This window comes from Comamonas testosteroni (assembly GCF_014076415.1).
Lineage (GTDB): Bacteria > Pseudomonadota > Gammaproteobacteria > Burkholderiales > Burkholderiaceae_C > Comamonas > Comamonas testosteroni_F.
Genome location: NZ_CP043568.1, coordinates 5,929,477 through 5,943,463 on the forward strand (window position 1 = coordinate 5,929,477; position 13,987 = coordinate 5,943,463).

Consider the following 13,987-nt stretch of genomic DNA (forward strand, 5'->3'; position numbering starts at 1 on the left):
GCTGACACACAGAGACCGCCACGGCTTGCCGCTGGCGGTCTTTTTCATTTCAGGCAGCGCAGCGCAAGGCGTTCAGATAGCCATATATGGCCGTGTTGGCGCGCTGGCGCAGCAAATCCAGATCCGGCGGTGCATCGGCGGCCAGATAGCTGTGATTGAACAAGCCGTACAGAATGCACTGGCTCACCCGTGCAGCATCGCGCACCGGGTAGTCCGGGGGCAGATCGACGGCCTGCTCTATGGCTGCGGCCCAGGCATCCACACAGCGTTCGAACATCTTGCGGTAGGCCTCGGAAGTGGAGTAGTGACGCTCCAGCAGGTAGTGGGCACCCCATTCATCTGCCCGCTCGCGGTGCGCCTGCAACTGTGACTCGATCACCGCCTCGGCAATCTGCATCAGCGGCTGGCCCGAATGACTGCCGGTCACGCCGCGAATGCCCAGCAGCAGCGACTTGGAGCGCAGATGCAGGCAGACCTTGGCCAGATCTTCCTTGCCCGAGAAATACTCGTAGAAGCTGCCCAGCCCTGTGCCCGCCACCAGGACGATCTCGCGCACGGTGATTTCCGCGTAACTGCGCTCAAGCAAAAGCCGAACAAAGGCGTCCTGCAGGGCCTGAAACGTCTGCCGCGCGCGGGACTGCAAAGGGCGGCGACGCCCTGCTGTCGCGGTGGAAGGAGTGCGTGGTTTCATGCTGGCCAAATCCGAACACCTTTTTTGCACGGTTTCCTAGAATTTTTGACAGGTACCTCGATGCCATTGTGCATTGCGGCCTGGCGAATAAAAAATCCTTATGAGAGGACGGAGACAAGCATGCACCCTCGTATTACCACTCCCCTGGCGGCAGTGGTTCTGGCCTGCGCATCACTCGTTCACGCGCAGCCGGCCACGACAGTGAAGATTGCCTCGCTGGATACCATGAGCGGCCCCATGGCGGGATTGGGCCTGAATATACTCAAGAGCTTCCAGTACAGCGCCAAGCTTGCCAACGAACAAGGCTGGGCCGGTGCAGTGAAGTTCGAGATCGTGCCCTTCGACAACCGCCTCTCCGCACAGGAGGCGCTGAGCCTGCTCAACTCCATCATCGGACAGAACATCCGCTATGTGGTGCAGGGTGCCAGCTCCTCGGCCGTGGGCCTGGCATTGCAGGAGGCCATCGAAAAGCACAACGGTCGCAACCCCGGCAAGGAAATCATCTACCTGAACTATGCGGCCCAGGCGCCGCAGATGACCAATGCCAGGTGCAGCTACTGGCACTTCCGCACCGATGCGAATTCGGACATGAAGGTGGCCGCGCTGACCTCCTATCTGGCCGGGCAAAAGCAGGTGAAGCAGGTCTTTCTGCTCAACCCCAACTATGCCTATGGCCAGGAAGTCTCGCGCGCCGCACGCAGCATGCTGGCGGCCAAGCGCCCCGACCTGAAGATCGTGGGCGATGACCTCCACCCGCTGGGCCAGGTCAAGGATTACTCCCCCTATATCGCCAAGATCAAGCAATCCGGGGCCGATGCCGTCATCACTGCGGACTTCGGCGCCGATCTGGCGCTGATCGTGCGGGCTGCTCGCGAAGCGGGTCTGAGCGCGGACTTCTACACCCTCAACGGCAACAACTTCGGCGTGCCCAGCGCCATGGGTGCAGCTGGACAGGGCCGGGTCAAGCTGATCTCGGCCTTCAGCCCCAACTCTGAGCCGCTGATGAGCAGCCCGCTGCTGCCGGGCTTCAAGCGCCAGTTCAACGAGGACTTCATCAACGGCCTGGGCCACAACGCCATGCTGATGCTGGCCCAGGCCATGCGCGAGGCCAAGTCCGTGGAACCTGCCGCCGTGGCGGCCAGGATGTCGGGCATGCGCTTCGAAGGCCTCAACGGCCCCGTGGAAATGCGCAAGAGCGACCACCAGGCCCAGCAACCCATCCATGTGCTGAGCTGGGAAAAAGTGGACGGCAAGACGGTGGTGCATGACCAGGAAGGAACGGGCCTGGGATGGAAGCCCGTCAGCACGGTTTCCGCACAGGCATCCAGCCTGGACACCAGCTGCACCATGAAGCGGCCCTCCTGAACCGCCTGCCTGGCGTACCCCAGAAATCACAACGCCCTGAGCCCCTCTGCGGACAGGGCCACCCACCTCAGAAGGAGGAGACATCATGACTGGCATCCATCCCCATAACCAGGCTCCGGAGCTCAAGGACTACAACGTCTACACCAGCGACCCGGTGCTGCAGCGTGCCGTGACACGCGGCGGCGCACAGTGGCGCGACCCGGAGCTGCAACGCCAGGGCGCGGAATATGGCGCCGAAGCCACGCTGCGCGCCGCAGAAGAAGCCAACCACTTCGAGCCCGAGCTGCACACGCATTCGCCCTCGGGCGACCGTATCGACCAGGTGCGCTTTCACCCCGCATGGCACCAGATGATGACGATTGCACGGCGCAACGGCATCTCCAACCTGCCCTTCACCGACCAGCGGCAGACGGCCTGGCCAGCCTATGGTGCATCGCTGTTCATGCACAGCCAGATCGAGTCCGGCTCGGGTTGCCCGACCACCATGACCAAGGCCAGCATTCCGCTGGTGCGTATCAACCCCCAGCTCAATGCGGTGCTGGGGCCGCTGCTGGAATCCACCGATTACGACGCGCGCGACATTCCCGCAGAGGGCAAGCGTTCCATCACCGTGGGCATGGGCATGACGGAGCGCCAGGGCGGCAGCGATGTGCGCAGCAACACCACGCGTGCCGTGGCCTTGAATCCATCGGGCAGCAGCGGTCCCTGGGGCGAGGAATACCTGATCACCGGCCACAAATGGTTCTTCTCGGCCCCCATGTGCGACGGACATCTGGTGCTGGCCAAGACCGAGGAACGCGGTCCCGCCTGCTTTTTCGTGCCGCGCTGGCGGCCCGACGGCAGCAAGAACGCCATTCACATCCAGCGCCTCAAGGACAAGGTGGGCAACCGCTCCAACAGCAGCAGCGAAGTGGAGTTCGACAACGCCTGGGGCGTGCTCATCGGCCAGGAAGGGCGGGGCATTTCCACCATCATCGAAATGGCCACCTACACCCGTCTGGACTGCGCGCTGTCCAGTGCCGGCTTCATGCGCCAGGCACTGGTGCAGGCCCTGCACTACACGCGCAACCGCCATGCCTTCGGCCTGCCGCTGGCCGAACAGCCGGTGATGACCGGCCTGCTCGCCGACATGGCACTGGAATCCGAAGCTGCCACCTGGCTGGCCATGGATCTGGCTGCACGCTTTGGCTCCGAAGACGCCCTGGATCAGGCCTGGCGCCGCATCGTCACGCCTGCCGCCAAGTTCTGGAACTGCAAGCGTGCCGTGGGCTACACCGGCGAAGCCATGGAAGTCTTCGGCGGCAACGGCTATGTGGAGACCGGCCCCATGGGGCGCTTGTTCCGCGAGGCCCCCGTCAACTCCATCTGGGAGGGCTCGGGCAACGTCATGTGCCTGGATGTGCTGCGCGCCATTGCCCGCAACCCGGAAGACGCCCATCTGCTGCTGGACCATCTGCGTGAAGTCGGTTCAGAAGAGGCCGTGCTGCGTGCGCAGGTGGACAAGCTGCGCCAGGCCGTCACCCTGCCTCCGCAGGAGCTGGAGCGCGAGGCTCGCCGCTTCACCCAGCGCCTGGCCATCACGGTGCAAGCCACGCTGATGCTGCAGCATGCAAGCAGCGACAGTGCTGCGGCCTTTCTCGGCAGCCGCTTCGACCCGGACTGGGGCCCGGTGGCAGGTGTTGCCTGCGGCAGCAACGACCCGGCCGCCCTGCTGCGCAATGCCTGGACCGGCTGAGGAGGACGCCAGCCATGATGAATTTCATTTCCCTGCTCGACCAGCAGGCGCGCACGCGCCCCGAAAAACTGGCCCTGCGCGCCGACGGCCAGGACTGGAGCTATGCCGCACTGGCCGAGGCCAGCCATCGCGCCGCTGCCGTGCTCCGCGCGCAAGGCGTGCGCCAGGGCGACAAGCTAGGTCTGCTGTGCTTCAACACCCCGGGCTTTGCATTCGCACTATTCGGCGCCTGGCGGCTGGGTGCCGCCGTCGTGCCCATCAACCACAAGCTGCAGGCCCCGGAAGTTGCCTACATACTGCGCCACTCAGGCGCACGGCTGTGCATTGTGGATGGAGCGCGCGCATCGCTGATCGCAACGGTACAGGCCGAACTGCAGCCGGAGGCAGAACTGCGCTGGCTGAGCACGGCTTCTGCCGCCGAAGGCGTGGACTGCTTCGATGAGCTGCTGGCGCAGGCCACCCCCTGCTACGACGAGCATGGCCATCCGGCACCGGAAACGCTGGCCGAAATCCTCTATACCTCGGGCACCACGGGCCAGCCCAAGGGCTGCCTGCACAGCCACGCCAATGTCTTCCACGCAGCCCTGTGCACGGCCGCCGCCACCTCGCTGTCGCCCATGGAGCGCACGCTGATCGCCATGCCCATCTGGCACTCATCGCCACTGAACAACTGGTTTCTGGGCACCTTGCTCATGGGCGGCACCGCCGTGCTGATGCGCGAATATGCGCCCAGGGAGTTTCTGGAGACGCTGCAGCGCGAGCGCATCAGCTTCACCTTCGGCGCACCGATCGCCTTTCTGGCCCCGCTGGCCGTGGTGCCGGATGTGGCCAGCTACGACTTCAGCGCCATTCGACTGTGGACCTATGGCGGCGGCCCCTTGGGCGCGGAGATGGTTCGCAAGCTGGCCCAGGCCTATCGCAGCGACCGCTTCATGCAAGTCTATGGCATGACCGAATCCGGCCCGCTGGGCAGCATGCTCTATCCCGAAGAAGCCTTGACCAAGCCGGGCTCCATCGGTCGCAGCACCATACCCGGCGTGGAACTGGAACTGCGCCGCCTGGATGGCAGCCTGTGCGGCCCCGACGAGGTGGGCGAGATCTGCCTGCGCTCCGCGGCCATGATGCAGGGCTATCTGGACAGCCCTGAGGCCACGGCCGCCGTGCTAGACGACCAGGGCTGGTATCGCAGCGGCGACCTGGCGCGCAGGGATGCGGACGGCTATCTCTACATCGTGGACAGGCTCAAGGACATGATCGTTACGGGTGGCGAGAACGTCTACTCCAAGGAAGTGGAAGACGTGCTCTGCGCCCACCCCGATGTGCAGGACGTGGCCGTCATCGGCCGCCCTCATCCCGAATGGGGCGAGACCGTGGTGGCGGTGCTGACCCTCAAGCCCGGCAAGTTGCTGGAGCAGGAGGCCCTGCGCGAGTTCATGGCCCCGCAGCTGGCGCGCTACAAGATTCCGCGCATCTTCGAGTTCCGTGACACGCTGCCGCGCACCGCGACCGGCAAGCTGCTCAAGCATATGCTGCGAGGCAGTGCGAGCGGCCATTGAGTGCCAAGACACTGTCGCAAGACGGCTCTAGTGCAGGTTCGGCGCCGCATGTCCCGGGCATGCGGCGCTTTCCGTCCGGGCCGACGCTCCTGGTGCCGCGCCCGGGTAACACGGATGACATGGACGGGTCTTTGCAATCCGCTATAAGCAGTGATATGCAACTGAACCACGACCTGCTGACGGAGCGCCCGGCGCGCCAAGTCTCCCTCTCGGGAGCCTCCAATTTCCGTGATCTGGGCGGATATCGGGGCCTGGACGGCCGCCGCCTGCAATGGGGCAAGCTGTACCGCTCTGCCCATCTGGCGCATCTGACGCAGCAGGACCTGGAACAGCTGCAAAAGCTGGGCATCCACCGCAGCGCGGACTTTCGCGGCGAAGGCGAAAGCGCGCATCTTTCCTATGACTGGCCCAGGATCGAGCGCCATGCCCTGGTCGTCGAGCCCACGGTAGTGCAGCGCGCCCAGTCCATGATGGAGCAGGGCCGCAAACTCAGCAGCCGCGATACCGAGGAGCTGATGCATGACACCTATCGCAGCTTTGTGAACGTGTACGGCAATCGCTTTGCACAGTTCCTCGCGCTGCTGCAGCTCAGCGATGCACCGCTGGTCTTTCACTGCACGGCCGGCAAGGACCGCACAGGCTGGGCCGCAGCCCTGCTGCTGACGGCCCTGGGCGTGGACGAGGAGCAGATCATGGAAGACTATCTGCTGACCAATCAGTACTTCAAACGCCCGGCCCAGATGTACGGCCAGCTGTCCGAAGAGGCACTGGATGCGCTGTGGCGCGTGCAGCCGTCCTACCTGATGGCCTCGGTCGATGTGGTGCGTGCCCAGCATGGGAGCGTGGACCGCTATCTGAGCCAGGTGCTGGGTGTGGATGGCGCCGCGCGCGAGCGGCTGGCCAAGCTGTATCTGGAGACCTGATCAACTTTGATAGCTGCAAACGCTTTCCCTGTATAGGTTTAACCCAATTTCAGGCATAACAAGCTGTTACGGCAGGGTATCCCGGGCCCGCTACCATGGGGCCACAAGCCGCAATGGATGCGGACAAGGAAATCAGATGCGCAAATGGCTCTCCCTGGCCGCAGCCGCCGCCACGCTGGCGCTGACGGCCTGCTCCGGCACCATGCCGGCCTCCTCCAGCTCCAGCGGCTCCGGCGGCGTGGAAATCTTCGGCACGGTGGACGCAGGCGTCAGCCGTACCTGGTAAGCCCCGCCGCAAGGCACAAAAAAGCCCGCCCTGCTTGCTGCAAGGCGGGCTTTTGCTTTGGCGCGCGATTAACGGCTGACGTTGGCGTCGGCCACGGTCAGCGCCGTCATGTTCACGATGCGGCGCACCGTGGTGCTGGGAGTCAGCACATGCACGGGCTTGGCAGCCCCCAGCAGCACCGGGCCCACGGCGATGCCGCCGCCAGCAGCCTGCTTGAGCAGGTTGTAGCTGATGTTGGCGGCATCGATATTGGGCGAGACCAGCAGGTTGGCATCACCCAGCAGCGTGCTGTTGGGCATGAGCTTGGCGCGGGCCTTGCCGTCCAAAGCCACATCGCCGTGCATTTCGCCATCCACTTCCAGCCAGGGCGCCTGCTCGCGCAGCAGCTCCAGAGTCTGGCGCATCTTGATGGCGCTGGGCTGGTTGCTGGAGCCAAAGTTGGAGTGGCTCAGCAGCGCAGCCTTGGGCTTGATGCCGAAACGCATCATTTCCTCGGCAGCCATGATGGTGATCTCGGCCAGTTGCTCGGCCGTGGGGTCGTAGTTGACGTGGGTGTCGACCAGGAACACCTGACGCTCGGGCAGCAGCAGGCCGTTCATGCAGGCATAGGTGGCCACGCCGCTGCGCTTGCCGATGACCTGATCGATGTAGTTCAGGTGCACATTGGTGTTGTTCCAGGTACCGCAGATCAGGCCATCGACCTCGCCCTTGTGCAGCAGCATGGAGCCGATCAGCGTCAGGCGGCGGCGCATTTCGATCTTGGCGATGGGCGCGGTGATGCCCTTGCGCTCCGTCATGCGGTGATAGCTCTGCCAGAAGTCGCGGTAGCGCTCGTCATGCTCGACATTGACCACGTCGTAGTCGGCACCTTCCTTCATGCGCAGGCCGAACTTCTCGATGCGCTGGGCAATGATGGCGGGACGGCCGATCAGTGTCGGGCGCGCAATGCGTTCGTCCACCACGATCTGGGCCGCGCGCAGGATGCGCTCTTCCTCGCCCTCGGCATAGGCCACGCGCTTCTTGGTGGCCTTTTTGGCGGCATGCACGATGGGCTTCATCATGGTGCCGGAGGCGTAGACAAAGGTCTTCAGATGCTCGCGGTAGGCATCCATGTCCTGGATGGGGCGCTTGGCCACACCGGCTTCGGCCGCAGCCTGGGCCACGGCGGGTGCCACGATCAGCATCAGGCGCGGATCGAAGGGCTTGGGAATCAGGTACTCGGGGCCGAAGCTCAGCACCTCGCCCACATAGGCGGCAGCCACTTCTTCGGACTGCTCGGCCTGGGCCAGCGCGGCAATCGCGTGCACGCAGGCGATCTCCATCGAGGTGGTGATGGTGGTCGCACCGCAGTCCAGCGCACCACGGAAGATGTAGGGGAAGCACAGGACGTTGTTGACCTGGTTGGGGTAGTCCGTGCGGCCCGTGGCGATGATGGCATCGTCGCGCACCGCCTTCACATCTTCAGGAATGATTTCCGGGTTGGGGTTGGCCAGCGCGAAGATGATGGGCCTGGCCGCCATCTTCTTGACCATGTCCTGTTTGAGCACGTTGCCGGCGGACAGGCCCAGGAAGGCGTCGGCGCCCTCGATCACCTCACCCAGCGTGCGCAACTCGGTCTTCTGGGCAAACAGTGCCTTGTCCGGGTCCATCAGCTCGGTACGGCCCTCATAGACCACGCCGGCGATGTCGGTCACGAACACGTTCTCGCGCTTCAGGCCCACTTCCAGCAGCAGGTTCAGGCAGGCCAGAGCCGCGGCACCGGCACCCGACGCCACCAGCTTGACCTCTTCGATCTTCTTGCCCGCTACCTTGAGCGCATTGACCATGGCGGCTGCCACGGTGATGGCCGTGCCGTGCTGGTCGTCGTGGAAGACGGGAATGTTCATGCGCTTGCGCAGCTCGCGCTCCACGAAGAAGCACTCGGGTGCCTTGATGTCTTCGAGGTTGATGGCGCCGAAGGTGGGCTCCAGGGCAGCAATCACGTCGACCAGCTTTTGCGGGTCCTTTTCGTCGATTTCGATATCGAACACATCGACGCCGGCGAACTTCTTGAACAGCACGCCCTTGCCCTCCATCACCGGCTTGGAGGCCAGCGCGCCGATGTCGCCCAGGCCCAGCACCGCCGTGCCATTGGAGATCACGCCCACCAGATTGCCGCGGCTGGTGTATTTGAAGGCCGCAGCGGGGTCCTTGACGATTTCCTCGCAGGGTGCAGCCACGCCGGGCGAGTAAGCCAGAGCCAGATCATGCTGATTGGCCATGGGCTTGGTTGCCGTGATGGCCACCTTGCCGGGCTTGGGGAACTCGTGATACTCCAGTGCCGCCTGACGCAGCAACGCACGTTTGTCAATCGAGGTAATGGGCTTGGTATCGGACATCAGCGGTCTCCAGCTCGCAAAGTAAGTCATCCGCAGTAAGGACTCTCTATGGGCACACTACCCGGCCCCTGTGCTCTTGCGGACGATGAAATCGGATTTTGGATTGTAGGCCGAGCGCTATCAAAAAAAGAGGGGTTGCAGCTCGGCGTTTAAGGTCAAACAGCCATGACTGTTCAATAACGATGCAAACGAAATCATAGCATTATGCAAATAATGCATAGAGCACAGAGATATGATTCTTGCTGACCTTTGTTTGCCTGCCTCTCTGAAAGCTCCTGCCCATGCTGCCCCGCCACAACGACCCGATTGCCGCCATCGCCACCGCCCCCGGACGCGGAGCCGTTGGCATTGTGCGAGTCTCCGGCAAAGGCATTGCTGCGCTGGTACGGACGCTTTGCGGCAAGGAGCTGAAACCGCGCGAAGCGACTTATCTGCCTTTCAGGGATGCGAACGGCTCGCCCATAGACCATGGCCTGGCCATCTACTTTCCCGGCCCGCACAGCTACACGGGCGAGGATGTGCTGGAGCTGCAGGCCCATGGCGGCCCTGTGGTGCTGCAACTGCTCCTGGCGCGCTGCCTGGAAGCGGCCCAGAGCGCCAATGAAGATGGCAAGCCGGTGCTGACTGGGCTGCGCCTGGCCCAGCCCGGCGAATTCACCGAGCGCGCTTTTCTCAACGACAAGATCGACCTGGCCCAGGCCGAGGCGATTGCCGACCTCATCGATGCCAGCACCGAAGCCGCCGCACGCAGTGCCAGCCGCTCGCTGTCGGGAGCCTTCTCGCAGGAAATCCATGTGCTGCGCGATGCCCTGGTGCATCTGCGCATGCTGGTGGAGGCCACCCTGGACTTCCCCGAGGAGGAAATCGACTTTCTGCAGAAGGCCGACGCCTTTGGCCAGCTGGAGCGCCTGCGCGCCCAGGTCACTGCCGTGCTGGCACGCGCCCACCAGGGCGCGCTGCTACGCGAAGGCATCAAGGTGGTGATCGCCGGCCAGCCCAATGCGGGCAAAAGCTCGCTGCTCAACGCACTGGCGGGGGCCGAGCTGGCCATCGTCACCCCGATTGCCGGAACCACGCGCGACAAGGTCCAGCAGACGATCCAGATCGAGGGCGTGCCCCTGCATGTGATCGACACCGCAGGCCTGCGTGACAGCGATGACGAGGTGGAGCGCATTGGCATTGCGCGTGCCTGGGACGAGATTGCAGCGGCCGATGCCGTGCTCTTCCTGCACGACCTGACCCGAGTGGAACAGGCCGACTATGCGGCGGCCGATGCCGATATCGCCCGCACCCTGCAGGACAAGCTGCCCGCACAGGTGCCGGTCATCCATGTCTGGAACAAGACCGATATGGCGGCTGCCGACGTGCAGTCCCGCCACACCGCCCAGCTCAATGCCGAGCAGATCGCCTTGTCGGCCCGTACCGGCGATGGCCTGGATGCGCTGCGCAAGCGGCTGCTGGAAGTGGCGGGCTGGCAATCCGCCCCCGAAGGCCTGTACCTGGCCCGCGCCCGCCATGTGGAAGCCCTGCAGGCCGTGGATGCCCACCTGGAGATGGCCGACGAGCAGTTGGCGGCGCAATCCGCCCATCTGGACCTGCTGGCCGAGGAGCTGCGCCTGGCCCAGCTGTCGCTGAACTCGATTACCGGCGAATTCAGCTCCGACGACCTGCTGGGGGTGATCTTCTCCAGCTTCTGCATCGGCAAGTAAGGCAGCAGGCAGGCCCGCCGCCTTGTTCGAGCGGGCATAAAAAACGCCACCTTTTCAGGTGGCGTTCTTGTTGGCGCTGGCGCCGTGCTTACTTGCCTTCGGCAGCCTTGCCGAACTTGGGCAGGTTGAACTGAGGCGGCACGCCCATGCGCTTGTTGATGATCCACTGCTGAGCGATCGACAGAATGTTGTTCGTCAGCCAGTACAGCACCAGACCCGAGGGGAAGAAGAAGAACATCACGCTGAACATCAGCGGCATGATCCACATCATCTTGGCCTGCATGGGGTCAGGAGGAGCGGGGTTCAGGGCAGTCTGCAGCAGCGAGGACAGAGTCATCAGCAGCGGCAGGATGAAGAAGGGATCCGGCACCGAAAGGTCGTGAATCCAGCCAATCCAGGGCGCGTTGCGAATTTCCACGCTGGACTGCAGCACCCAGTACAGAGCCATGAAGACAGGGATCTGAATGACGATGGGCAGGCAGCCGCCCATGGGGTTGACCTTCTCCTCGCGGTAGATGCGCATCATCTCCTGCTGCATCTGCTGGGGCTTGTCCTTCAGACGCTCGCGCATTTCCTGAATGCGGGGGTTGATGGCCTTCATCTTGGCCATTGAGGAGTAGGCCTTGGCGTTGAGCCAGTAGAAGGCAATCTTCAGCAGCACCACCAGGGCCACGATGGACCAGCCCCAGTTGCCGATGAACTTGTGCAGTTCCGACAGCAGCCAGTACAGAGGCTTGGCCAGAATTGTCAGCCAGCCATAGTCCTTGACCAGTTCCAGACCGGGCGAGAGCTTTTCCAGCATGGGCTCGACCTGAGGGCCGGAGAACAGACGCGAGCTCACGGTCTTGGTCTGGCCGGGCTCCACGGTGCCCACGGGCGTGATCATGCCCACGGCGTAGAGGTTGTCACCCACCTTGCGCACGAAGTTGTCGCGCTGGATGCCGTCGGCCAGCAGCCAGGCGCTGGCGAAGTAGTGCTGCACCATGGCCACATAGCCATTGGAAGATGCCTTGTCGACTTCGGCCTTGCCGTTCTCGATGTCCTTGAACTCGACCTTGTGGTACTTCTTGGCTTCGGTATAGACAGCCGGACCGGTGAAGGTGGAATAGAAGCTGGACTCATGCTCGGGCTTGTTGCCGTCGCGCACCAGCTGCATGTACAGCTGGGGGTTCACGGCGGCAGAGCCGGTGTTGACCACATCGTGCTGCACATCGACGGCATAGGAGCCGCGCTTGAGCGTGAAGGTCTTGACCAGCTTCACACCACCCAGATCGGCGGACTCGAAGCGCACCTGCACGCTGTCCTGACCGTCCTTGAGCTCGCGCTCGCCGGGCATCACGGTCATGGGAGTCTTGTGCGTGGGGAAGTTGCCGCCGATCAGGCCGGTCTGTCCCAGGTAGACGCGCTTGGCATTTTCCTCGAACACCTGCATGAGCTTCTTGTCATCCGCGGTGTCGGAGTACTTGAGCAGCTCGGAAGCCTTTAGCGTGCCGCCTTCGCTGTCGAAGGTCAGGCGCATCACATCGCTGCCCACGATCACGTCCTGACGGGGCGTCACGGCTGCCGCGGGCTGAGCTGCGGCATTGGCAGCACCGGGCACGTCGCCAGCAGAGGCGGCAGCGGCGGGCTGGGGCACGCTGACGTCAGCAGGCTTGACATCAGCCGCAGCAGGCGCACTGACCGTCTGCGGCGATGGGAAGAAGGTGGGCTTTTTGCCGTTATGGATTTGCCACTTGTCCCAGAGCAAAACCATGGAAAAGCCAAATATCACCCACAGTATGGTGCGGCGAATATCGTTCATGAAGACTTCTTAGGTGAGGAAGGTTGGGTGGTCGCGGAAGAGTCCGAGGCATCGTCCAGAAAGGAAAACAGCCTGGGCTTTTGCTGTGGCACGGGATCATGCCCTCCGTCACACCACGGATGACAACGCGCCAGCCGGCGCACCGTCAGATAAGAGCCTACCGCAGCGCCGTGTTGCTCCAGCGCTTGAAGGGAATAGGCCGAGCAGGTCGGCTCGAAGCGACAGGCCGAGCCCAGCCAGGGACTGAGCAGCAGCCTGTAGCCACGCACTACAGCCATGAGCAGTCGCTGCATCATGGCTGGTTCTCCGGCTGATTAGCTATTGAATCAGTAGCTTCTTGCGCTCTACCATCAGTGGCCTGAGGTGAATTTTTCTTCAAATCCACCTCCGCCTCAGCGGCCTGACGGGCCTGCGTCAGGCGGCGCGCCCCGGTCGCAAAAAGCTGTTGCAGTTCCTTGCGGACCGCTGCCTTGAGCTGATCAGAAGTTGCACTGACGAATTGCTTACGGTCAAACCCCGAGCGCAGGCGCACCACATGGGAAGCACACAGCAGGGCGTCTTCGTAATCCGAGGACACCGCATAGATCTGGCGCTTGATGGTGTGGCGCGTGACCGAGCGGCGTGCCCAGCGCTTGGGCACCATGGCACCCAGCCAGGCCTGCTTGCGCACGGCGCCAATGCCAAACAGGGCCTGCGGATCGTCCGATCCGGGCCCTGTCCTGGGGTTGGCAACCATGTCGTGAACCTCGGCCACCAGCTCCATGCGATGCAGGGCGAAGTGCGGGGTACGGGCAATCGTGCCCGCGGACATGGTGGCCTGGAATTGCGGACGCGTTTTCAGCCTTTGCATAGGAGAGCCTCCGTTCAGAGGCCTTCAGCGCAGCGAATGAGCAGACCGCTAGCCAACGCCGGCCTTAGACGGCCAGACGCTTGCGGCCCTTGGCGCGACGTGCGTTGATCACGGCACGGCCACCCTTGGTCTTCATGCGGACCAGGAAACCGTGGGTACGGGCGCGGCGGATCTTGGAAGGTTGGTAAGTACGTTTCATGTTGGTTCCTTGAGAAGGTTCAGTATTTGCGTCGGCAAGGCGCCATGTTTGCGCCCGACCATTCCGGTTTTGCGCCGCACACTGTCACCGCCAAATCCGATATTTTTTCACATGCCGTGCATGTCATCGGACCAGAAGGCAACAAACGGAACAAAGCACCCGCCACAGCGCCTAAAGCAACTGGGCGCGCGCGCACAAAAAAGGCGCCCGGCTCATATCACCCTGAACACATTCAGGGAAACCGGGGATTATCACAGCGTTGCGCCTTTGATGCAATGACCCTTGAATTTGCTAAGGACTCACGGGGTATCCCGTCAAGCACCTGCGCGGCCCGGAGATTCTTTACAAACAGCAGGCTGCCGATCTATTAGGATGTGCAGCCTATAGCGCACCGGAGTCGGGGACAGCCTTCTGATATTTTGTGGATAACTTCCGCAAAAGCTACAATACCAACCCCGCAACTGTTCCTCCTATCCACAATTAGACTTTTGACA

The 13,987-nt window shown here is 63.0% G+C and carries 12 protein-coding genes; 6 read left to right on the forward strand and 6 right to left on the reverse strand.

Going from position 1 to position 13,987, the window contains the following annotated elements; genetic code table 11:
• Positions 1-49: 49 nt before the first annotated feature.
• Entirely contained in the window at positions 50-643 is a 594-nt protein-coding gene (locus F0P97_RS27310) for a TetR/AcrR family transcriptional regulator (protein ID WP_182287329.1), read from the reverse strand.
• Positions 644-811: 168 nt separating this feature from the next.
• Between F0P97_RS27310 and F0P97_RS27315 the strand changes: the two genes are divergently transcribed.
• The 5 genes from F0P97_RS27315 (at position 812) to F0P97_RS27335 (ending at position 6,556) form a co-directional block, all read left to right on the forward strand.
• Positions 812-2,056 (forward strand): branched-chain amino acid ABC transporter substrate-binding protein, encoded by a 1,245-nt coding sequence (locus F0P97_RS27315; protein ID WP_182285111.1) that lies wholly within the window; start codon positions 812-814, stop codon positions 2,054-2,056.
• Positions 2,057-2,141: 85 nt separating this feature from the next.
• Entirely contained in the window at positions 2,142-3,791 is a 1,650-nt protein-coding gene (locus F0P97_RS27320; RefSeq protein WP_182285112.1) for an acyl-CoA dehydrogenase family protein, read from the forward strand.
• 14 nt (positions 3,792-3,805) lie between these two features.
• Complete coding sequence (locus tag F0P97_RS27325; RefSeq protein ID WP_182285113.1) at positions 3,806-5,347, forward strand: class I adenylate-forming enzyme family protein; 1,542 nt, start codon at positions 3,806-3,808, stop codon at positions 5,345-5,347.
• 155 nt (positions 5,348-5,502) lie between these two features.
• A complete protein-coding gene (locus F0P97_RS27330; protein ID WP_182285114.1) occupies positions 5,503-6,270 on the forward strand; it encodes a tyrosine-protein phosphatase in 768 nt (255 codons plus the stop codon).
• A 136-nt stretch (positions 6,271-6,406) separates the two neighbouring features.
• Positions 6,407-6,556 carry a hypothetical protein gene (locus F0P97_RS27335; protein WP_182285115.1) on the forward strand — a complete coding sequence of 50 codons (150 nt, stop codon included), beginning with the start codon at positions 6,407-6,409 and terminating at the stop codon, positions 6,554-6,556.
• 68 nt (positions 6,557-6,624) lie between these two features.
• On the opposite strand, the gene F0P97_RS27340 is transcribed toward F0P97_RS27335, so the two are convergent.
• Positions 6,625-8,934, reverse strand: coding sequence for an NADP-dependent malic enzyme (locus F0P97_RS27340; protein WP_003064782.1), 2,310 nt, complete (start codon positions 8,932-8,934; stop codon positions 6,625-6,627).
• A 281-nt stretch (positions 8,935-9,215) separates the two neighbouring features.
• On the opposite strand from F0P97_RS27340, the gene mnmE reads away from it, so the two are divergent.
• Positions 9,216-10,643, forward strand: a complete 1,428-nt coding sequence (mnmE, locus tag F0P97_RS27345) for a tRNA uridine-5-carboxymethylaminomethyl(34) synthesis GTPase MnmE (RefSeq protein ID WP_182285116.1) — start codon at positions 9,216-9,218, stop codon at positions 10,641-10,643.
• An 88-nt stretch (positions 10,644-10,731) separates the two neighbouring features.
• On the opposite strand, the gene yidC is transcribed toward mnmE, so the two are convergent.
• The 4 genes from yidC to rpmH all read right to left on the reverse strand — a co-directional run bounded on the left by yidC (position 10,732) and on the right by rpmH (position 13,493).
• Positions 10,732-12,444 (reverse strand): membrane protein insertase YidC, encoded by a 1,713-nt coding sequence (gene yidC, locus F0P97_RS27350; protein WP_182285117.1) that lies wholly within the window; start codon positions 12,442-12,444, stop codon positions 10,732-10,734.
• Positions 12,441-12,740: a membrane protein insertion efficiency factor YidD gene (gene yidD, locus F0P97_RS27355; protein ID WP_003064792.1), complete on the reverse strand. Its 300-nt coding sequence runs from the start codon at positions 12,738-12,740 to the stop codon at positions 12,441-12,443. The genes yidC and yidD overlap by 4 nt, the downstream gene beginning before the upstream one ends.
• The gene (locus F0P97_RS27360; RefSeq protein WP_182285118.1) at positions 12,737-13,294 is read right to left on the reverse strand and encodes a ribonuclease P protein component; all 558 of its coding nucleotides are present in this window, start codon (positions 13,292-13,294) and stop codon (positions 12,737-12,739) included. The genes yidD and F0P97_RS27360 overlap by 4 nt, the downstream gene beginning before the upstream one ends.
• 64 nt (positions 13,295-13,358) lie before the next feature.
• Entirely contained in the window at positions 13,359-13,493 is a 135-nt protein-coding gene (gene rpmH / locus F0P97_RS27365) for a 50S ribosomal protein L34 (protein ID WP_003060014.1), read from the reverse strand.
• Between the last annotated feature and the right edge of the window lie 494 nt (positions 13,494-13,987).